Origin of the sequence: Proteus genomosp. 4 str. ATCC 51469, from assembly GCF_003144375.1 — a bacterium.
In the GTDB taxonomy this organism is placed as follows: Bacteria; Pseudomonadota; Gammaproteobacteria; order Enterobacterales; family Enterobacteriaceae; genus Proteus.
The window spans coordinates 253,251-276,399 of sequence record NZ_PENV01000002.1; the positions used below are offsets into that span (position 1 = coordinate 253,251).

General features: G+C 39.5%; 11 protein-coding genes. 8 read left to right on the forward strand and 3 right to left on the reverse strand.

Annotation, left to right across the window (positions count from 1 at the left end):
• Window positions 1-105: 105 nt before the first annotated feature.
• The gene (dtpA, locus tag DK866_RS03355; RefSeq protein ID WP_109407730.1) at window positions 106-1,572 is read right to left on the reverse strand and encodes a dipeptide/tripeptide permease DtpA; all 1,467 of its coding nucleotides are present in this window, start codon (window positions 1,570-1,572) and stop codon (window positions 106-108) included.
• A 561-nt stretch (window positions 1,573-2,133) separates the two neighbouring features.
• Between dtpA and DK866_RS03360 the strand changes: the two genes are divergently transcribed.
• From DK866_RS03360 to fbaB, 8 genes are all read left to right on the forward strand, one after another.
• Entirely contained in the window at window positions 2,134-3,369 is a 1,236-nt protein-coding gene (locus DK866_RS03360) for an MdtA/MuxA family multidrug efflux RND transporter periplasmic adaptor subunit (RefSeq protein ID WP_109407731.1), read from the forward strand.
• Window positions 3,369-6,500 (forward strand): MdtB/MuxB family multidrug efflux RND transporter permease subunit, encoded by a 3,132-nt coding sequence (locus DK866_RS03365; protein WP_109407732.1) that lies wholly within the window; start codon window positions 3,369-3,371, stop codon window positions 6,498-6,500. Before DK866_RS03360 ends, DK866_RS03365 begins: the two co-directional genes overlap by 1 nt.
• The gene (mdtC, locus tag DK866_RS03370) at window positions 6,497-9,580 is read left to right on the forward strand and encodes a multidrug efflux RND transporter permease subunit MdtC (protein ID WP_109407733.1); all 3,084 of its coding nucleotides are present in this window, start codon (window positions 6,497-6,499) and stop codon (window positions 9,578-9,580) included. Before DK866_RS03365 ends, mdtC begins: the two co-directional genes overlap by 4 nt.
• Window positions 9,577-10,953 (forward strand): two-component system sensor histidine kinase BaeS, encoded by a 1,377-nt coding sequence (gene baeS, locus DK866_RS03375; protein ID WP_109407734.1) that lies wholly within the window; start codon window positions 9,577-9,579, stop codon window positions 10,951-10,953. Before mdtC ends, baeS begins: the two co-directional genes overlap by 4 nt.
• A gap of 23 nt (window positions 10,954-10,976) precedes the next feature.
• Entirely contained in the window at window positions 10,977-11,684 is a 708-nt protein-coding gene (gene baeR / locus DK866_RS03380; RefSeq protein ID WP_109407735.1) for a two-component system response regulator BaeR, read from the forward strand.
• 119 nt (window positions 11,685-11,803) lie between these two features.
• Window positions 11,804-13,183, forward strand: a complete 1,380-nt coding sequence (yegQ, locus tag DK866_RS03385; protein ID WP_072068445.1) for a tRNA 5-hydroxyuridine modification protein YegQ — start codon at window positions 11,804-11,806, stop codon at window positions 13,181-13,183.
• A gap of 296 nt (window positions 13,184-13,479) precedes the next feature.
• Window positions 13,480-14,373, forward strand: a complete 894-nt coding sequence (gene yegS, locus DK866_RS03390; RefSeq protein ID WP_109407736.1) for a lipid kinase YegS — start codon at window positions 13,480-13,482, stop codon at window positions 14,371-14,373.
• A gap of 49 nt (window positions 14,374-14,422) precedes the next feature.
• Window positions 14,423-15,472 (forward strand): class I fructose-bisphosphate aldolase, encoded by a 1,050-nt coding sequence (fbaB, locus tag DK866_RS03395; protein WP_109407737.1) that lies wholly within the window; start codon window positions 14,423-14,425, stop codon window positions 15,470-15,472.
• A gap of 61 nt (window positions 15,473-15,533) precedes the next feature.
• Here fbaB and DK866_RS03400 read toward each other — a convergent pair whose 3' ends face one another.
• Window positions 15,534-16,886: a hypothetical protein gene (locus DK866_RS03400; protein WP_162556971.1), complete on the reverse strand. Its 1,353-nt coding sequence runs from the start codon at window positions 16,884-16,886 to the stop codon at window positions 15,534-15,536.
• The gene (locus tag DK866_RS03405) at window positions 16,886-23,134 is read right to left on the reverse strand and encodes a protein kinase domain-containing protein (protein ID WP_109407739.1); all 6,249 of its coding nucleotides are present in this window, start codon (window positions 23,132-23,134) and stop codon (window positions 16,886-16,888) included. Before DK866_RS03405 ends, DK866_RS03400 begins: the two co-directional genes overlap by 1 nt.
• Window positions 23,135-23,149: the final 15 nt, after the last annotated feature.

The window sequence follows — 23,149 nt, forward strand, 5'->3', positions numbered from 1 at the left end:
TATGGGCGGTATTTTTTTGTGCTACATTTTATGGTAACAAATACAAAAAAGGATGCCTTTTGGCATCCTCTATTTTCTTCAGCTTTCGTTTTTTAATGCTACAAATTATTGTGTCATTTTACTCAGCATTGGTGCAGTTAAAAGCATTAAGATTGCAATAACACCTGTCACAATACCGATTTGTAGGAAGACACTGCTATAGATTTCTAATGAGGCATGTGCGCTTTGAACATCTTCTGGTACCGCCATTAAACTTGCAACTTTACCTGCAATAATTGCAGCGGCCGCCGAAGTTAAGAACCAAGCCCCCATGATAAAGCCCATTAAACGCTGTGGTACAAGTTGAGCAACCATTGCAAGGCCAAGCCCAGAAATCATTAACTCACCAATACTTTGGAAACCATAGCTTGCTACTAACCACCATGAAGAGACAATACCAGCTTCATTTGCCATGCTTGCACCCAGTGGTAACACTAAGAATGCAGTCGCACTTAAGAACATTCCAACAGTGAACTTATAAGGCATTGGTAATTTATCGCCCATAAAGTTATACACTGCAGCTAGTAATGGACTCGCTAGCATGATCCAGAATGGATTAAGTGATTGGAACTGTTCTGGTTGAACACTGAAACCTAATAGAGAATGTTCAACATTATGGATCGCGAAGAAGTTTAAAGATGTTGGCATTTGATCGTAAAGAACAAAGAAGACCACGGCTTCAACCATCAGTAAAAATGCAACAATCATCTTACGGCGAGCAGCCCCTTTCATCATAAAGGTTTCACGCGCAAAAATTAGGATGATACCTAATGAGATCACAGCTAAAGACCAACTTGCCACTTCATTATTATGTAATAACCAAGTCGATACTGCCGTTAAAGCAACGATACCCACCAGCGTTAATAACAATTTTGAATAATTAAGCGGTTCAAAATCAGGTTTAGAGCCTTTATCTTTGATCCACCCCCGACAAACCATAAAGTTTGCTAAGGTGATCAGCATACCTACAACACTTAAGGCAAATGCTACATCCCAACCATAATTAGCTGCTAACCATGGTGTTGCTAACATAGATAAGAACGAGCCTACGTTGATAGACATATAGTACATCGTAAATGCACCGTCTAATTGCGGATCGTTTTTCTCATAACAGGTTGCAAGTAATGAGGATGGATTTGCTTTAAATAAACCATTACCTACAGCAATGGTTGCAAGCCCCCAATAAATCACATCTTTATCGTGATCTGAGAAAGCCACCATTGCATAACCAATTGCCAGAACTATAGCACCGAGGATTATAACCCTTTTTGTACCAAGGACTTTATCACCCAGCCATCCACCGATAGCAACAAAACCATAAACCAATGCGGTAAATGCAGCAAAAACGGTGATTGCTTCTGCCTCACCCATGCCCAGCATTTTAACCAGATAAACGGCCATGATCCCTTGCAGACCGTAATAGCCAAAACGTTCCCATAATTCGATTGAGAAGATGAGATAAAATGCGCGAGGCTGTTTAAATGCATTCAGGCTCGGTTTTTGTCCATCGTCAGGTGTGTTTGCAGTTGACACTAAAAACCTCTAATTATTTTATTACGCCTTTATATTTAGGCTAATTTTTACAAAAATGATTATTTTAAGACAGAGTTAAAGCTCGGTGAATTTCATACTGGATTGTTATTCTTTGAAAAGAGTTCAAACACAGAGAAAAACAAGGTTGGCATTCTATCACTGGAAAGCATAATTATCTAAGAATTATAACTAACTATTGCGTTTTATCATAGTTACAGGCATTTGTACAAAATAGTTATGCGATTAAAAAATCATCAAGCAAAATAACTTACTGATTATCAATAAATTATTTTCTACTTAATTATCCCTATATAAACAATTAAGCCACTCTGTTGTTTGTCTGTTTTTTAATAAATAATGGCTTATTGAATAACAACGATAAAATAATGCCAGTATCATTACATTTTAACTGCTTAAAATAACGCCAACAAAACACATTCCTTGACTTAATTTCCATATTTCCTCCATTTTTAACTGTGTAGAAACAGGTAGAATGTCACTATTCCAAAATTTCATTTCAGTATTTCTGATTAGCTAGTTGCCAGTGGGATCACAAAAGTAATGAATAAAAATAAAAATGCTAAAAAAAGAATTTCTCTTATTATCGCTTTAATCGTCGTAGTCGCAGGTGCTTACGCCTATTGGCAATTTAATGCAGCAAAAACAGCTACAGCTGAAAATAAAGGAACTCAAGCAACAAGCTCACAAAGCCGAAGCACAACTGGATCTCGTCGCCCTCCTATGCCGCCCGTTCAGGTCGCAACATCAATGCAAGAAGATGTGCCTCAATTTTTATCGGCTTTAGGTACCGTGAAAGCAACCAATAGCGTCACGGTGACAAGCCGAGTTGAAGGTCAATTAATGGCTTTACATTTCACGGAAGGGCAACACGTTCAACAAGGTGATTTATTAGCAGAAATTGACTCTCGTCCATTTGAAGTGCAATTAGCCCAAGCCAAAGGACAACTTGCAAAAGATCAAGCCACATTAGCTAACGCACGTCTTGATTTAGCACGTTATCAGAAGTTGGCAAAAACTAATTTAGTCTCACAACAAGAGTTGGATAATCAGCAAGCCTTAGTGAAACAGTCAGAAGCTAGTATCCGTATTGATGAGGCTACGATCAGTAATGCGCAACTGCAATTAACTTACAGTAAAATTACAGCACCGATTTCAGGTCGTGTGGGATTAAAACAAGTTGATGTGGGTAACTATATTTCAGGTGGTTCATCAACACCGATTGTGGTTATTAATCAAATGGACCCTGTTGATGTGCTTTTTACATTGCCAGAACAAGATTTAGCAAAAGTCATTCAAGCACGTAAAAACAATACTGATTTGCCTGTCACTGCATTAGACAGAAATAATCAATTTGAATTAGCTCAAGGAAAATTATTTAGTGTTGATAACCAAATTGATGCTACAACTGGCACCATTAAGTTAAAAGCACGCTTCCCGCAACAAGAGACAACATTATTTCCTAATCAATTCGTCAATGTCCGCCTTTATGTCACCACATTAGAAAAAGCAGTTGTTATTCCGAATGCTGCTCTGCAAATGGGTAATGAAGGTCACTTTGTTTGGGTTGTGGATAACGAAAATAAAGTTAGCAAATTACGCGTGGAAGTTGCCTTACAAAATGCAGAGAAAGTTGTGATAGCGTCTGGTTTATCAGCAGATCAGCGTGTTGTAACGGATGGTGTGGATAGATTAACACAAGGTGCAAAAGTCGAAATCGTGACACCTTCTGTACCAAAGACTAAAGAAAATAACCGTGTAGTTGCGGAGAAAGCGTAATGACCGAAAAAACACACGGTACAGGTGGAGGACCATCTCGCCTATTTATTCTGCGCCCTGTTGCAACAACCCTTTTTATGGTCGCCATACTATTAGCAGGGATTGTCGGCTATCGTATGTTGCCTGTGTCTGCCTTACCTGAAGTTGATTATCCAACTATTCAGGTTGTTACTCTCTATCCTGGAGCAAGCCCTGATGTAATGACATCAGCTGTCACTGCACCACTTGAACGCCAATTTGGGCAGATGTCTGGGTTAAAACAGATGTCATCACAAAGTTCTGGTGGTGCATCGGTGATCACACTGATGTTCCAATTAACCTTACCATTAGATGTTGCAGAGCAAGAGGTACAGGCTGCGATAAATGCAGCGACAAATCTACTCCCCTCTGATTTGCCTTACCCACCGATTTACAGCAAAGTAAACCCAGCTGATCCACCAATTTTAACTTTAGCGGTAACTAGCTCAACATTACCGATGACACAGTTGCAAGATATGGTTGAAACCCGTATTTCGCAAAAAATTTCACAAGTTAATGGTGTTGGTTTAGTCGCATTAGCTGGTGGCCAGCGCCCCGCAGTTAGAGTCAAACTCAATGCACAAGCTGCGGCGTCTTACGGTTTAGATAGCGAAAAAATTCGTGTAGCAATCAATAATGCGAACGTTAACTCAGCGAAAGGAAGCCTTGATGGCCCTACTCGCTCTGTAACCTTATCGGCTAATGACCAAATGAAATCATTAGAAGATTATCGCCAACTTATCGTTGCCTATAAAAATGATGCGCCTATTCGTTTATCTGATATCGCAACTATCGAACAAGCACCTGAAAATAATCAGTTAGGTGCATGGGCCAACAATGAACAGGCGATTATTATAAATGTTCAACGTCAACCCGGCGTTAACGTTATTGATACCACTGATAATATTCGTAATTTATTACCAGATTTAGTCTCTAATTTACCTAAATCAGTGAATGTTGAGATCTTAACTGATAGAACCACAACGATCCGCGCGTCAGTTAAAGATGTGCAATTTGAGCTTGGTTTAGCTATCGCCCTTGTGGTGATGGTAATTTATCTCTTTTTACGTAATGGTGTCGCAACCTTAATTCCAAGCATTGCCGTACCACTTTCATTAGTTGGTACATTCGCAGTGATGTATTTCTGCGGTTTTTCTGTCAATAATCTCACTTTAATGGCATTAACGATTGCTACAGGCTTTGTTGTCGATGACGCGATTGTTGTGATTGAAAATATCTCCCGCTACCTTGAGCGTGGTGACAAACCATTAGCTGCAGCGCTAAAAGGGGCTGGTGAGATTGGTTTTACCATTATTTCGCTTACTTTCTCTCTTATTGCTGTACTGATCCCTCTATTATTTATGGGGGATATTGTTGGTCGCTTATTTAGAGAGTTTGCAATCACCCTTGCAGTCGCCATTCTAATATCTGCGGTGGTTTCGCTAACATTAACGCCAATGATGTGCGCGCGATTGCTAAAACCTGAAAATGAAATCAAACACAATCGTTTTGAAATAGCATGTGAACACTTTTTTGAAAAGATGATTGCCGTGTATGCCGTTTGGCTAAAACGTGTATTAAACCATCAATGGATAACGCTTGGTGTTGCACTCAGCACTTTGGTGTTAACTGTTTTGCTGTATATGTTTATTCCTAAAGGTTTTTTCCCATTACAAGATAATGGATTATTGCAGGGTACCATTGAAACCTCACAATCTATTTCTTATCAATCAATGGTTGAAAAACAGCAACAAGTGGTTGATAAACTGATTGATGATCCTGCAGTTGATAATATTGCCAGTTTTGTCGGCATTGATGGCAGTAATGCAACTCTCAATACGGGCCGATTACAAATCACATTAAAACCCCTCGATCAACGCGACTCGCGTATTGATACAATAATTCCTCGTCTACAAGAACGCATAGCCTCTATTTCAGGCATAACGCTCTATTTGCAACCAACTCAAGATCTAACAATTGATACGCAAGTATCTCGTACTCAATATCAATTTACGTTGCAAGCAACATCATTAGATGAATTGGCACATTGGGTACCAAAGCTTTCTCAATCATTAAAAAATAGTCCAGAACTAACCGACATTAGCAGTGATTGGCAAGACGGCGGTATGATGGCGTATATCAAAGTAGACAGAGATTCTGCAAGTCGCTTAGGTATTACAATGAGTGAGATTGATAACGCACTTTATAATGCTTTTGGTCAGCGTTTAATTTCAACTATCTACACTCAAGCAAATCAGTATCGCGTTGTATTGGAACAAGATATTCGCAGTGGTGATGGTTTACAGGCGCTCTCAGCCGTACATTTAACTGGCAAAGATGGTGCTATGGTACCTTTATTATCTATTGCATCCGTAGAACAACGCCTAGCGCCACTTTCGATTAATCATCAAGAACAATTCCCTTCAGCAACATTCTCATTTAATGTCGCTGAACAATCGTCGCTTGAAGAAGCAGTAAAAGCAGTAAAATTGGCTGAAGAGCAGATTTCTATGCCTAAAGATATCACCACACAATTCCAAGGTGCGACGTTGGCATTTGAAAGTGCGCTTTCTAGCACATTATGGCTGATTATCGCGGCTATTGTGGCAATGTATATCGTACTCGGTGTGTTATATGAGAGCTTCATTCACCCTATTACTATTTTATCTACGCTACCTACGGCAGGTGTCGGTGCATTACTTGCATTAATGGCCGCGGGTAATGAACTTGATATTATTGCGATTATTGGGATCATTTTGCTTATCGGGATCGTAAAGAAAAACGCGATCATGATGATAGACTTTGCCCTTGCCGCCGAACGAGAGCAAGGTTTAACCCCTTACGAGGCTATTTATCAAGCGTGTTTATTACGTTTTCGTCCAATATTAATGACAACAATGGCCGCACTTCTCGGGGCTTTACCTTTAATGCTAAGCACCGGTGTGGGTGCAGAATTACGTCAGCCATTAGGGGTTTGTATGGTTGGTGGCTTAATTATGAGCCAGATATTAACTCTGTTTACTACACCAGTAATTTATCTACTATTTGATAAATTATCACTCTATGTAAACCGCAATAAACATATTGAGAATAATGACGGGGCTGTATCATGAAGTTCTTCGCCCTCTTTATTCAACGACCCGTAGCAACCACATTACTTAGTTTAGCGATTTCTCTTTGTGGTGTATTAGGCTTTATGTTACTGCCTGTGGCTCCTTTGCCTCAGGTAGATTATCCCGTGATTAATATCAGTGCCTCCTTACCGGGGGCATCACCAGAAACAATGGCATCTTCTGTAGCAACACCGCTTGAACGCTCTTTAGGGCGAATTGCGGGTATTGATGAGATGACCTCTAGTAGCTCGCTTGGCAGTACCAGCATTACTTTGGTATTCGATTTAAATAAAGATATCAATACAGCAGCGCGAGATGTACAAGCGGCGCTAAATGCTTCACAAAGCTTATTACCTTCAGGAATGCCAAGTCGTCCACGTTATTATAAATCGAATCCTTCTGATGCACCGATTATGATCTTAACGTTGACCTCTGATACACAAAATACAGGGGAACTTTACGATCTCGCCTCAACACGGCTAGCACAAAAAATCTCACAAATTGAAGGTGTGAGTGAGGTTTCGGTTGGTGGAGGATCATTACCTGCGATACGTGTTGCTCTCAATCCTGATGCGTTATTTAACCAAAATGTTAGCCTTGATGATGTTAGAAAAGCAATTAACCAAGCGAATGTGCGACGGCCTCAAGGCTTTGTCAATAATGATGAAAATCGTTGGCAAATTCAAACCAATGACGAGCTAAGCAAAGCGGCTGAATATCGCCCAATCATCGTGCATTACAATCAAGAGGCTGTTGTCCGTTTAGGCGATGTGGCGCAAGTCACTGATTCGGTACAAAACTCACGCGCAGCAGGAATGAGTGGCGGTGAACCAGCTATTTTGCTGGTTATTCGTCGTGAAGCAGGCGCTAATATTATTGAAACGGTTAACCGCATTCGTGATGAACTGCCTGAATTACGTGAACTTATCCCAGCCAGTGTCGATTTAAAAGTTGCCCAAGATAGAACTCCCACTATCCGCGCATCATTATCAGAAGTCGAACGTGCGTTAGCTATTGCTGTAGCGCTAGTGATCCTAGTCGTATTTTTATTTTTACGTTCAGGCCGTGCCACGCTGATCCCTGCAGTTGCTGTACCCGTTTCATTAATTGGTACTTTTTCAGCCATGTATCTTTGTGGCTTTAGTTTAAATAATCTTTCATTGATGGCATTAACCGTTGCTACTGGTTTTGTGGTTGATGATGCCATTGTGGTACTCGAAAATATCTCCCGCCACATTGAGAATGGTTTAAAACCTAAAGAAGCCGCCTTAAAAGGGGTTGGCGAAGTCGGTTTTACTGTCCTTTCGATGAGTATTTCTCTTGTTGCCGTTTTTATTCCATTACTGTTAATGGATGGTCTTGTTGGGCGATTATTTAAAGAATTTGCCATTACCTTAACAACCGCTATTGCTATCTCGCTATTTGTTTCTCTAACGCTAACACCCATGATGTGTGCGCATTTACTTAAAGGAATGAAACCTAAAGCGCAATCGCATTTACGGGGTTTTGGTAAGTTACTTTTCCGCGCTCAACAAGGTTACAGCGTCACATTACAAGTGGCATTGCGCCATCGACGCTGGGTTATGGCTATTTTTCTTGCCACATTAGGTTTAAATGCTTATTTATACATCAGCGCACCTAAGACGTTTTTCCCTGATCAAGATACTGGTCGTTTAATGGGATTTGTCCGTGCTGACCAAAGTATTTCATTCCAATCAATGAAAGAAAAAATGACCCGTTTTATGCAAGAAATAAATGCAGATAAAGACGTGGATAGCGTAACCGGTTTTACGGGAGGCGGTCGTATTAACAGTGGGTTTATGTTTATTTCCCTCAATCCACTGTCAGAGCGTACTGATAGTGCCAATCAAGTGATCAATCGTTTACGTGCCAAACTTGCTGATGAACCTGGCGCTAACCTCTTTTTAATGCCTGTGCAAGATGTTAGAGCGGGTGGGCGTCAGGCCAATGCCAGTTATCAATTTACCTTACTCGCTGATGATTTAAGCGAATTGCGTAAATGGGAACCCATCGTACGTAAAGCGTTAGGCGACTTACCTCAGCTTGTGGATGTTAACTCAGATAAAGAAGATAAAGGTGCTGAAATGGCACTGACGTACGATCGCGATACCATGTCGCAATTAGGTATTAATGTCAGTGATGCAAACAACTTGCTTAATAATGCCTTTGGTCAACGTCAGATCTCCACTATCTATGCTCCATTAAATCAGTATAAAGTTGTCATGGAAGTGTCTGAACAGTATACACAAGACGTTTCTGCGTTAGATAAAATGTATGTGGTAAATAACCAAGGCGAGCGTATTCCATTATCGGCATTTGCAAGTTGGTATCCTGCTAATGCGCCGTTAAGTGTAAATCACCAAGGACTATCTGCAGCCTCAACTATTGCTTTTAATATTCCTGAAGGCTATACATTGGCCGATGCAATTGATTCTATTGAACGCACAATGACCGAGTTGGGCGTGCCCAATACCGTAAGGGGCACCTTTGCAGGTACTGCACAGATCTTCCAAGAAACTATTAAGTCACAGCTTATTCTGATCTTAGCAGCTATTGTGACTGTGTACTTGGTATTAGGTGTACTGTATGAAAGCTATATTCATCCACTTACTATTTTATCCACCCTTCCTTCCGCGGGTGTCGGTGCGTTATTAGCGTTACAGCTTTTTGATACACCTTTTAGCTTAATTGCGCTTATTGGCATTATGTTGCTGATTGGTATTGTGAAGAAAAACGCCATTATTATGGTGGATTTTGCGATCACCGCACAACGCGAGGGTAAATTGTCAGCCAAAGAAGCCATTATTCAGGCCAGCTTATTACGTTTTCGCCCAATTATTATGACAACCCTTGCTGCATTATTTGGCGCATTGCCATTAATGTTAGGAAGTGGAGATGGTGCAGAATTAAGACAACCTTTAGGGATAACAATCGTAGGCGGGTTATTAATGAGCCAACTCTTAACCCTTTATACAACCCCAGTTATTTATCTATTTTTTGATGGATTGCGTGAACGTTGGCAACAACGACGTTTCAGCAAGAAAGAGGCTAAAGCATGAAACTGAGAAGCAAGCTGTTCTTGGTCATTTTCGCTACCTGTATGGTTGTGGTTCTTGCAATGCATATTGGTATTCGAGGTAGCTTTCAACAAGGGTTTATTGGCTATATCAAGAAAAACAGTGAACAGCGTGCAACTCTTTTAGCTGAAGCCTTAACAGATCAATATGCTTTAACTGGCGACTGGCGTTTTCTTAATAGAGATGATCGTTCTCTTTATCAAATATTACGCAGTATTGACCAAATAAGCCAAAGCAGTGAAGGCCCACCACCAAAAGGCTGGCGCACACAGTTTTGGATTGTTGATAAAAACATGAAGCGCTTATTTGGTCATGATAATCAGTTTCCCGAAGAAACATTCAAAAAACCAATTACTTCTCATGATGAAATTGTGGGTTGGGTGATTGTCAGTGCCGCAGATAAGATCAGTAGTGAAGCGGATATCAGTTTTGACAAACAACAACTGCGTACCAGTTGGATAATTGCAGGTTTAACGGTTCTTTTAGCTTTACTTATTACATTGATCCTTTCTCGCAATATGATACGCCCCGTTAAACGACTGGTCGAAGCCACACATAAGTTAGCCGCGGGTGATTTTGCTGTTCGCGTCACACCCAGTAGTAAAGATGAAATCAGCCAACTCGCCACAGATTTTAACCAACTCGCCAGCACACTAGAGAAAAATGAGCAAATTCGTCGTGATTATATGGCTGATATTTCACATGAGTTACGTACCCCCCTCGCTATTTTAAAAGGGGAATTAGAAGCGTTACAAGATGGCGTAAGAAAGCCCACGCCAGAGACATTAAACTCTCTGTTATTCGAAGTAACAAACCTGACAAAACTGGTGAATGATCTCCACCAACTTTCATTATCCGATAGAGGCTCACTCACTTATCGTAAAGATTTTATTGATATTAATGAGGTGATTTTATTAGCTGTTGCTTCTTATCGTCATACATATCACACCAAAGATATTGCCTTATACACTGAATTAGATGATGTCTCTCCATTAATTGTACAAGCCGATCCTGACCGACTTATTCAGCTTTTTCATAATCTATTGGAAAATAGTGTGCGCTATACCTATGCTGGTGGGCAATTACATATCAAGACAAAAAAAGAGAACAACTGCGTATTAATAGCCTTAGAAGATAGCGCACCTGGATTAGATAAATCACAGTATCAAGCCGTTTTCCAACGCTTTTATCGTGCAGAAAGCTCACGAAATCGTGCCAGTGGAGGTTCTGGATTAGGTCTTGCGATTTGCGAAAATATCGTTGAAGCTCATAATGGTAAAATAAGTGCTATGCCTTCATCTTTAGGTGGCATGAAAATTCTTATAGAATTACCCGCATATTCTGATGATCTCTAAGCCTATAACTATTGAGCCAATAAATGACAGCATCTGAATCACCCTATTCAATCCTGATTGTTGAAGACGAACCTAAACTTGCCCAATTACTTATTGATTACCTTCAAGCATCAGGTTATCAAACTCATTGGTTAGCAGATGGCGCCGAAGTGAGCCATTGTGTAAAACAGCAACATTACGATTTAATATTATTAGATCTGATGTTACCCGTTAAAGACGGCATTACTATCTGCAAAGAGTTACGTCATTTTTCCGATATTCCCATCATTATGGTCACCGCCAAAACAGAGGAAGTAGATAGATTGCTTGGGCTTGAGATTGGTGCTGATGATTATATTTGTAAACCCTATAGCCCAAGAGAAGTGGTCGCCAGAGTCAAAACCTTATTACGCCGTTTTTATCGACCACAAGATATTGTTCAAAGCGATAAGTTAGTTGTCATTGATGAACAGGCTTATCAAATCCAATATAACAATAAAATTCTCGACTTAACCACAGCTGAATTCCGCTTACTCAAAGCATTAGCCACACAACCTGGAAAAATATTAACTCGTGATCAGCTAATGGATCATCTTTATGATGATTACCGCATTGTGACGGACAGAACCATTGATAGCCATATTAAAAACTTACGACGTAAACTTGAGCAACTTAACGATCAAATTGAATTTATTCGCTCAATTTATGGTCAAGGGTATCGTTGGGAGACTCAAGCTTATCGATTTCGATGATATTTTTTCAGGAATACATTGAACCTCGCTACACTTAAGCGCTAGAATCCCCCCCTTTATGATATACCCCTACCCAATGTGTAGGGGACTGACTTGAAATCAGAACCAGGAAATTAACCATGTTTACACCCGAATTACTCTCTCCTGCTGGCTCATTAAAAAATATGCGCTATGCATTTGCTTATGGCGCAGACGCCGTTTATGCAGGTCAGCCACGTTATAGCTTACGTGTGCGTAATAATGAGTTTAACCACGAAAACCTTGCCAAAGGTATTCAAGAAGCCCATGAATTAGGTAAACGCTTCTATGTTGTGGTTAATATCGCACCCCATAATGCTAAATTAAAAACCTTTATCCGTGACTTAAAACCCGTCATTGATATGGGCCCTGATGCGCTGATTATGTCTGATCCGGGTTTGATCATGATGGTGCGTGAAGCTTTCCCTGAAATGGATATTCACCTTTCAGTACAAGCCAATGCCGTTAACTGGGCAACCGTAAAATTCTGGCGTCAAATGGGATTAACACGAGTGATCCTGTCTCGTGAACTCTCTATCGATGAAATTGCTGAAATTCGTAAGCAAGTTCCTGACATGGAATTAGAAGTTTTCGTTCACGGTGCATTATGTATGGCTTACTCAGGCCGTTGCCTGCTATCTGGCTATATCAATAAGCGTGATCCGAACCAAGGTACTTGTACTAACGCTTGCCGTTGGGAATATAAAGTCGAAGAAGGTAAAGAAGACGATGTGGGTAATATCGTTGAAAAATACACGCCAATTCCAGTTAAAAACGTTGAGCCTACTTTAGGTGTTGGCGCGCCAACAGATAAAGTCTACTTAATCGAAGAAGCAAAACGTCCTGGTGAATATATGACTGCGTTCGAAGATGAGCACGGTACTTATATCATGAACTCAAAAGACTTACGTGCGATTGAACACGTTGAGCAATTAACACAAATGGGTGTGCACTCTCTGAAAATTGAAGGTCGTACTAAATCCTTCTATTACTGTGCCCGTACAGCGCAAATGTATCGTCGTGCAATTGATGATGCTGTTGCAGGTAAACCATTTGATCCAACGTTGCTAACGACATTAGAAGGTTTAGCACACCGCGGTTATACAGAAGGTTTCTTACGTCGTCATACCCATGATGCGTACCAAACTTATGAATATGGTTATTCTGTCTCTGACACCCAACAATTTGTCGGTGAATTCACCGGTAAACGCGTAAACGGTTTAGCTGAAGTTGATGTTAAAAATAAATTTGTTTTAGGTGATAGCCTAGAATTAATGACACCAACTGGAAATATTCAGTTCACGTTAGGATCGTTGTTTAACAAAAAACAGCAACCAACGGATGTTGCGCCGGGTAATGGTCATATGGTTTATTTGTCTGTTCCGGAAGATGTTGATTTAGATTTCGCACTGTTGATCCGCAACCTACAAGGTACAACAACACGTCAACCGCATAAGATTGATGCTGTAGAAGTGAAGTAAAGCGTCATAATCTGATTTAAAGTGGTCAATTTCAAATACAGATCACATCAATAATGATTTGTTTACCGTATCATCAGTTCCGAAAAATAAAGAACTAGAATGAATACAGTAAGACTAGGAACCACCTCCTTGGCAAATCCAATCTCCCTTGGATTTGCCTTTTCTTTTTTCATCACCGTTATCAACTCTCCTTTACGTAAACACGTTCTCTTTTTCGTTATCATTTGTAAAAAAAATAGTAATTTTCTCGATATCCATTACCTTTAAAAGAGTGATTCAATTAAAGGGACTCATCAATGAGTAAAATTAGTTTGCTGATCATTAATGGAAAAAGCGCTAACAACGGTGCATTGAGAAAAGCCGTTTACCAATTACGTAACGAAGGTTTTAACCTCCAAGTAAGAGTAACTTGGGAATCCAGTGATATACGTCGTTTTGTACAAGAAGCTATAGATATACAGGCAGAAACAGTGATTGCGGCAGGTGGTGACGGAACGATTAATAGCGTTGTTTCTGAATTAATTCATCTTTCCCCCTCATCTTTACCGACACTTGGCATTATCCCATTAGGCACAGCAAATGATTTTGCCACCAGCGCACAAATCCCTCGTGATATGGAAAATGCGCTTAATTTAGCGGTTAAAGGTCGTGCTGTTCCCATTGATGTTATTTCAGTGAACAAGACACACTATTTTATTAATATGGCGTCAGGCGGCTTTGGAACCAAAATCACAACAGAAACCCCTGAGGCATTAAAATCAGCATTAGGAGGAGCAGCCTATTTTATTAATGGTCTTTTAAGTATCGACTCTTTAAAAGCTGATTATTGCACTATTGAAGCTGAAAATTTCCATTGGGAAGGTGAGTCTCTTATTTTAGCTATCGGTAATGGCCATCAAGCGGGGGGCGGACAAAAATTATGCTCTGAAGCCTTAATTAATGACAATAAACTCAATATCACTATTGTTGAAGCTCACGAACTTCTCCCCTCTATTTTAAGCAGCATGTTTGATAGCAAGAAAAATGACAAGATAATTGAGCGAGAAAGTCGCTGGGTAAACATTAGTGCTTCTCATGAAATGGTGTTTAATTTAGATGGAGAACCCCTTTTAGGGAATAAATTTGAATTTATTGTGTTACCTGAAGCGATCCACTGCCGGTTACCGCCTCAATGTGACTTGTTATCTTAATGTAGATAAATGACAATCACTCTCATCTCATCATGAACTGGAGTATGTAATGACTGATATAGTAAGTTTGTTAGGTGCTGATGCAAAATCATTATTAGACCATCGTTGCCAAACCATCCCGAGCGAAAATCTCTACCTGCCAGGTTCTGACTTTGTTGATCGTGTCATGATTGATAATAATCGCCCTAATAGCGTGTTACGTTCAATGCAAACCCTGTTTAATCACGGGCGTTTAGCGGGAACGGGTTATCTGTCTATTCTACCTGTTGACCAAGGTGTTGAGCACTCAGCAGCTGCTTCTTTCGCAGCAAACCCTCTCTATTTTGATCCAAAAAATATTGTTGAGTTAGCGATTGAAGCAGGTTGTAACTGTGTTGCCTCTACTTATGGTGTTCTTGCTTCTGTTTCTCGTCGTTATGCACACAAAATTCCTTTTCTTGTGAAATTAAACCACAATGAAACCCTAAGCTACCCAGCGCAATATGACCAAACACTGTATGCCAGCGTAGAGCAAGCCTTTGAAATGGGTGCTGTTGCAGTGGGTGCGACTATTTACTTTGGTTCACAAGAAAGCCGTCGCCAAATTGAAGAAATTTCAATGGCCTTTGAACGTGCTCATGAATTGGGTATGGTCACTGTACTATGGGCCTATTTACGCAACCCAGCATTCAAAAAAGATGGCGTAGATTACCATGCAAGTGCAGATTTAACGGGTCAGGCAAACCATTTAGCGGCAACTATTGGTGCTGATATCGTTAAACAAAAAATGGCTGAAAATAACGGTGGCTTTAAAGCAATTGGTTTTGGTCATACTGATGAGCGTGTTTACACGAAACTCACTACTGAAAACCCAATTGATTTAGTTCGCTACCAATTAGCAAACTGCTATATGGGTCGCGCGGGATTAATTAACTCTGGTGGCGCTTCTGGTAATAATGATCTTGAAGATGCCGTTCGCACCGCCGTTATTAATAAACGTGCTGGCGGTATGGGTCTGATCTTAGGCCGTAAAGCGTTCAAAAAATCAATGAAAGACGGGGTTGCCCTGATTAATGCAGTACAAGATGTTTATTTGGATAAATCTGTCACTATTGCTTAATTGATAAATTTATCTGTGAAAGCCACTCAGTTCAAACTGAGTGGCTTTTATTATTCATTGCTTAACGACTAAATGTTTTTGGTTTTTGCGTTTGTGTGACCAAATGTTGATGAGCCATACTTTCACTTTCTATTACCTTCATTGCATTTTGCCCTGCTGGTAATGCTCTTTCAACCAATAACTCTGTGTGGGACTTTGCCAAAATGGCTTGTAATTGCTGATGCTGACTACACCAAATAGCATCAACATCTTTATCACGCGTCGTATCTCGTTGATGAGTTAACGCCACCGTTCTCGCTTGAAAACGTGCCTGTTTCCCGCCTAACTCTAAGCCATAATCAGGAATTTTGGCATGAGACACAACAACTTGCCCATTATCAATCCATGAATTTACCGCATTTTCATGCACCACATAGCCTAACTCACTTAAACCAGCCAATACCGCTTCACATTGTTGTCGCATTGAGAGTTGTTGTTCATGAGTTTCAATGGTCTGTTTCAGCTTGATGATCATCATATCCAGCTGTTCAGCTGTTGCTAATGAGACAACCGCTTCAGTATCCCGGCTAAGTGTCACCATATCTTCATCATCAAAGCTTTCAAGCTCTGCACATAAACGAGCTAGTTCTTCCATTAATTCAATACGCTTTACGCTATTACGCAAACTTTCAGCCATATTCATGATCATTGAATCTGCTAGTAAACGCTGCTTTTGGCTATCAACAAGCTTTTGCATTTCAATAAACTGATTTGCATTGTGATTGGCCTCGGCTTCATTTCCTACAAGCCGTAATTTTTCAATCATCAACTCAATTTGATGACATTGTTGTGCAAATGGGCTTTGAGGCTCATTACTTTGCCATAATTGTTGGCTATATACAGATTGCGCTTTTAATTGTGCCAATAGTTCAGTTTGAACTGGGCTAAATTGCGCTTTCTGCACTTCAATTTCACTGGCTACACGAAAAAGTAATATGCTGATTTCCTCAGCATTCATATTTTCACTACGCTCAATTTCAGTTATCAAAACACTGTCAGTCGCTAATTGTGATTTTAATTGTCTTAACAGTGCCGATGATTTTTGTTTACCCTGTTGAATATGACGTGCAAGCGCTTTTTCTTCGAGCACTTGTTCGCGTAGATTTTTCATATCCTGTCGTAACGGGGCGATAAATTGGCTTAATTTATCTGTTAGCCGACCTACTGCCCGAGCATCTAACGCTTCCAATTGCGGGTTATCTTTAACCAATGCATCAAAAGCGGAGACAATTTGGTTAACTCGTTCATCTCGATACATAAGTTGTTCAACTAATGCCTGCCATTGTTTGAATTGTTTTTTACTATTCGCTAATTGTCGGTGATAGCGAATAACATTGGTTTCTTTCATAGAAATATAATGTACTGATGAACTCATCATTCACTCACTTTTTCATTCAGTAAAGAGGCATGTTGTAAGGCTTCAAGAAGTTGTTGTTGTGCTTCTTGGCGATGGTAAAACCACTGTGTCAACGAAATGCGATAATGATAAGGCACAACTTTGCGCAAAATATCTTTTCGCCATAATTCACGCGCACAAGCTTGGGATAACCACTCATGTTGTGGCATATCACACTCAATTCCCATTAATAATTTCCCTTGCTGTTTATCTTCAATTAAACAGTCAAAAGAGAAAATACCCGCTTGTTGTGATGGTGCAATATGGTATCCCTGAGATTGAATAAAGCGTGTTACATCAATAACAAATTGATCGTTCAGTTGATCTTGCGTTATCACATTAGCTTGAGTACGACATAAGCGCGCTAATAAGCGTTTATTTTCCTCTTGCTTATTAATCTGATGGCAATGACTCGCGTAAGTTAGATAGCCTTGTAAATAATCACGCGGAATTTCAGGGTGTTTATTGGTACTTAATAAGTCAGAAATTTCATCAATCGGCATTGATGACATGATCACGACTTGTTTTTTCGCTCTGGTAATAGCGACATTTAAACGACGCTCTCCCCCTGTTTGTCCTAATACTCCAAAATTACGCCTAAAAGTGCCTTGTGCATTGCGACCAAAAGTTGTCGAAAACAAAATAACATCCCGTTCATCACCCTGCACATTTTCAACATTTTTCACAAAAAACGACATATCTTCATCGTTATCCAAACGCGCGCTTTCTTCCGTATAAGCCTTTAAAAATTCCGCATCATAGTCATTGCGATCACGAATATGTTGATTAATTAATTGAGCTTGTTTTTGGTTAAACGTCACCACTCCCACCGAAGGCCGTTTATCGAAGGGTGTCTGCCACAATGTTGCTAAATGTTCGACGATCGCCAAAGCTTCTTTTTCATTGGTTTGATTTACATAAGTACCATTGATCGCCATAAAATGTAGTGGTTTTACTTTACTAATGGTTTTTACTGAGTGTTGAGCAGGAATATTTAGCCGATTCTCATAAAAAGCATAATTTGAGAAATTAATTAATTCTCGAAAGGCAGAGCGATAATGAATATCTAAAGTATGAATAGGCAATACGGTTCGAGCAAGATGAAGCAAATCAGGGCAATGGCAAATTTGACTGGAGTCCCATTGTTCACCGCTTTTCTCTTGTTGTTCATCTTCCTCGTTATCGTTATCTTCGTCATCTTCATTTCCATTAAATTTACCGCTGAAGAAAGATGAAGGTGGCATCTGTTTCTCATCACCACTGACGATAGCTTGTTTACCGCGATATAATGTTGGCAATGCAAATTCAATCGGCATTTGCGAGGCTTCATCATAAATAACACTATCAAAAAGCCCTGCTTTTAGGGGTAATATTTGGCTTGCTACATCCGGCGTCATCAACCAAATAGGGCGTAATCTTAACAATCCCATTTGTGTTGCTTCATCAATAAATTCGCGTAACCGTAATGCTCTAGGCCCAGCTAAGCGTGTTATTCTTTCCCAATGACGCGCACTTTCAATTTTTGATAATTCAATGTTTTCAGTTAATAATGCACGATTAATTTGCTGTAATTGCTGATAGCTATCCGCCAGTTGCTCAATATATTCCTGCAATTGTTCAACATGCGTCTTTAATACAGGATTTTTTATTTCAATGTCAGTTTTGACCGCAACATAAAACAGATAACTCAATGTTGCTTTTAAAAGCTTGATAGGATCAGAAGATGAGTTTTCATCAATCAACTGGCGTGATAATGCTAAAACTTGCCAATCATTAGGTGAAAAATGTGTCGTTCTTTCTCGAAATAACTGAAATTGGCTTAAAGAAGGCAAGCTTAACGCTAATTGCTGTAATGTGGTTGTCAGCAATTCGCCTTTTTTGATCGCATCATAAAATAGTTGATAGCAGTGATCGGTAAGGGTTTCTTGTAAACCCACTAATTTATTGAAGCTAGATTGCTGTGCTTTAGCGCGAATTATGGCATTTTCAATTTCTAAATATTGTTGCTCAAAGCCCTGCTTTTTCGCTGATTGAATCGACTCAACAATATGTTCAGGCTGAGGGTATAACGCTAATATCGCAATATCATCACCACTGGCTTTAAGGTCAGTGAGAGTCGTATTTATTGTGTTCTGCCACTGTGCATTTTGTCGATTAAGCTGCTGTTCTATTCCTAATTGTTGGTAAATAGGTTGCAACTCTTGATATAACAAGCGCCATTGTTGTTCAGTGATGATAGTTTTATGCAGTGTTATATAATGTTCAATTCTGTCTTCTTTACCACTTTGTGCAATAAAGCTTTTTAACTTACTGTTTCTACTATAATAATAAGGGTTTAAAAAACGCAGAAATGAGGGCTTAATTTTATCAGCCACAGCTCTTGATAACGTTGCTAATGCTGCATTATCTAACGGAGCAAGTAAGCGAAAAATCAAAGGATCACAACCTTCATTATCAATTTGCTGTAAACGTGCCTCTAATTGCTCTAATTGAGCAATCAACTGTTCTCCTTTATTTTGCTTACCTTGTTCATTTAAAAATAACGTTAACCAACGCGATAAATTATCCCACTGTTGTTCATTGCGATTTTTTAACAGCTGTTTACACTGTTCAAGTGTCGTTTCGTGAACAGTTAATTTATCAATTGTGATTTGTTGATAAGGCGAACTATATGCTATATCACGCTGCTTTTCTGCTTCAATAAATAGCGTGATACGTTCATTGAACTGACGATATAACGTGCTTTCAGGCAAGAATAAAGCAACGCTATTTAATGGTGTATGTTCATAATTAATTGCATACCAATCTAAACCATAGAGCGTTAATTTATCGATAAATTGAACAAAGGTTATTTTATTATATTGAGAAAGCAGTGTGGTTAATTCATCCGAATTTGTTATCCACTTTTGCTGTGATTCTAATTCGAGTAATCCAGATAACACTTCTCGATATGAATAATCATATTGTTTATCCGTTAGATATAACGCTTTATAGTAAGCATCTAAGGTTGTTTCATAAAATTGAATTAAGTTAAGCCTTCTATCACGCTCAAAAGGCGTGTCTTGCTTTATATCTGCGATCAGTTGTCTTTTACGCTCTAATGCCAGTTGTTCTCTGATCGCTGAAATAATCTCTCGCCCTTTAGGATTTTGATGAATAATCAATACTCTATCTTGTAAGCCATTAGCAACTAATCGTTTATACACCACATCCAAAGCAGCAGGCTTTTGACAAAGCACAAGTGCCGTTTTTTGTCGCCCGATTGCATCAGCAATTAAATTAACAATTGTTTGGCTTTTCCCTGTTCCTGGAGGCCCTTCTATCAATAATCCTGTCTGCTTTCTTGCAGCTTGAATAATGGTATTTTGAGAAGGATCTGCCAACGACAACAAATAGTTATCACTCAGTGGATCTTGTGTTTCTAATGCTTGTACTGGCGTATGCACTTTCAGCATAGTAGCAAGGGCAGTACCATTGATAGGTAAATTGGCAATTTGTTGTAAATCAGCACTTATCATTTGCCCAATAAAAGAGGTGTGAAATAACACTGCAGAACAATGAATATAAGCACTGTTTTCTGGTATTTCCTCAGTTAATGAAGGTAATGGACTTAATGTATGATCTGATGTGTTTAATAAAGATGAAAGTGTGAGCATCATTTCACTAACACTTAAGCCTGTCTGTGACATCAAACTATCGAGCACTTTTTGCCATTCATTAACCGCAGGAATACCGACAAAATTAGCAAGAGCAGGATTTAAACGTACCGATGCACGCTCTGTATCAAACCCAATTTGCACAGCGCCTTGAGTGCCACCCCAAATATTCATGGAAACAGGCCACAAGAAAAGCGGCGCAATACGTGGTTTTATTTTATTAGGTTGCGTATTTAGCACTACAAAAGGAAAGCCTAAATACATGCCGTTAATACCCGTATCTCTTTGGTAAGACTGAGTATTTTGTTGTAAGAGCCACAAGCGATTATTTAATTTCTCACGTTGACGTAATACTTCACCCTCTAATGAGAACAGTCTTTTCTTACGGTTAATTAAATGCTCAAGTAAGTTTGTCGCTTTTTCATTATCAAAACTGCATTCAGTTAAATCAACGCGTCCTGCATTTGACGTTAAACGCATTCTGACTAAATTACCCCGTTGACTTGTGGAAACTAATTTTTTAGCAAAAAAATGTAATACTTCTAAAATATATTTTTGCGATTCAGGTACTTGCCATTGCTCAACGGGAATACAGAGCATCACAATAATCTGTTCAAGAGGCAACCTACGAGTTAAAAGAAAATCATCAGCCCATCTATCAATAATATCGATATTAACACGCTTAAAATCCCCTATTCTTTCACTAAGCTGTTCAATCAGCTGATATCGAGGTGTGGCTAATAATACTTTTGCTTGTTGTTTATCAAACGTCTTAATAGCAAGATCTCTGGCTAATTTAGTAGCATTATTTACCAGTGAATCTATCGTGATATATTGCCCAATCTCTGCACTTAATAACAAAATATAGTCATTTTCATGCATATTCTTACGATCGATTAAGGCTCGTAGATTTTCATTATAAGCATCTGGAAATTCTGCACGAATAATTTCCCAGCGCGCAACTAATTGACTTAAAGAGGTGATTAATAAATAGAGTTGTAAGCTTTCTTCATTTAGTGGGATACGTTGTTGTTGTGCCCTTTCACGGATCGTACATTGACGATAATAAAGCTGAACAAGCCAATGTGTATCATCAATAGATTGAAGTTCCGTGGCGAGAGGCTGACAAATTAATTGATAACCTAATAAGGGATGTTCTAAAAGCCATGAAGGTGTAATGATCTCACCGCGATAAATCAGTGGCATATTCGGATTTAAAATTCGCAACGCGAATGTAAAACGTAAACTTGGCTCAATATCTTGTTTTTCAACTAATGACTGCAATTGAGCAATTTGCTTGCCACTATTATCAAATTGGCTTAACCAAGTCGTGATTTCACCATGAATAAATAATTCTGTTGCTTGATCCCAATATTGTGCTTGTGCCGCCACCATCGCAAACGCATCAGGTTGATTAAATTGATGATTTGCAAATTGAAATTGATAGTATTGCTGGCTTCCATTGTGATAATTAACATCAGGTGCTTGTACCGCTAAACCTTGTAACCACGCATTAACTTCGTTCCATTGCCAACGTTGAAAACGATCGCGACAGAGCAAGCCCCTTAAAAGTAATTGAATATTAGGTTCTAAATCATCTGGTAATTCAACACCATTGGTCATTACTTGAATTAAAAACGCATTATCATGGATATGTTTAAAACAGGCTCCTTGCGTTAATTGCTCAAGTAAAATTATCCCTAAACTCCACCAATCTGATGCTGCTGAAACACCACCCGCTAATATTTCTGGCGCACTATAACGTGAAATTTCAAGCGGGGAGACAATATCGAGATCGAATTCTGATAAACATGCTGAACCATATTCAATCACCACAATATCAAGGGGATCACGAGCTCGGATCATCAAGTTTGAGGGTTTTAAAGCACGATGACGCACACCTTGTTCCGTTAACGCTGCGATCGCCGTACCTAATTCTGAGACTAATACGTTAATTTCATCCGATTGCCAAAAATCACCTCGCTCAATAAATTGGCTTAGTGAACCACCGTTTAATCGCTCGGTAACATGCCAAGCACGGTTTTCCCATCGACCCGTTTCATAAAACACTGGTATATGGTCAGTAGAGATCAGATTTAAGACTTGATAAATAGCAGGATCAGGCTCTTCACCTTTAAGATAGAGTGTTAATACGCCTTCTTGCTCTGTTTTGATATTGCTTACGTTATAGCGCTCTCTTTCGCTATTAATAGAATTGATACGTTGTTCAAGACGCCAATCACCAATCAATCTAAACACTTCATTATCAGTAATACTGCTATTTTCAATCTCATCAGCAGGATCAGCACCACATTCAAAACAGATAAAATCATCTTCCCCCATCAAATGCCCGTTAACGCATTTTCGTGGCTGATCATGATTAAGCTCGGGAATAATCGTTGGTGTATCAATGGATGAAGATATAGGAGGAGATGGACGCCACCCAGACTCATGAATAGGTTCAATTGTTAGATCCCATCCACAAGGCTTATTATTAACCTGTCCCGCACAGAAAATTTCGGTTAACTGGCGCTCCGTTCGGCAATGAGGACAAAAACGTATCATGGTCATCCTTTATTCCATCTC

Bases quoted from the DNA above. Each gene is read 5' to 3' on its own strand.
- DK866_RS03360 (WP_109407731.1), top strand. From the start codon at position 2,134: ATGAATAAAAATAAAAATGCTAAAAAAAGAATTTCTCTTATTATCGCT.
- DK866_RS03365 (WP_109407732.1), top strand. From the start codon at position 3,369: ATGACCGAAAAAACACACGGTACAGGTGGAGGACCATCTCGCCTATTT.
- mdtC (WP_109407733.1), top strand. From the start codon at position 6,497: ATGAAGTTCTTCGCCCTCTTTATTCAACGACCCGTAGCAACCACATTA.
- baeS (WP_109407734.1), top strand. From the start codon at position 9,577: ATGAAACTGAGAAGCAAGCTGTTCTTGGTCATTTTCGCTACCTGTATG.
- baeR (WP_109407735.1), top strand. From the start codon at position 10,977: ATGACAGCATCTGAATCACCCTATTCAATCCTGATTGTTGAAGACGAA.
- yegQ (WP_072068445.1), top strand. From the start codon at position 11,804: ATGTTTACACCCGAATTACTCTCTCCTGCTGGCTCATTAAAAAATATG.
- yegS (WP_109407736.1), top strand. From the start codon at position 13,480: ATGAGTAAAATTAGTTTGCTGATCATTAATGGAAAAAGCGCTAACAAC.
- fbaB (WP_109407737.1), top strand. From the start codon at position 14,423: ATGACTGATATAGTAAGTTTGTTAGGTGCTGATGCAAAATCATTATTA.
- DK866_RS03400 (WP_162556971.1), bottom strand. From the start codon at position 16,886: ATGAGTTCATCAGTACATTATATTTCTATGAAAGAAACCAATGTTATT.
- DK866_RS03405 (WP_109407739.1), bottom strand. From the start codon at position 23,134: ATGACCATGATACGTTTTTGTCCTCATTGCCGAACGGAGCGCCAGTTA.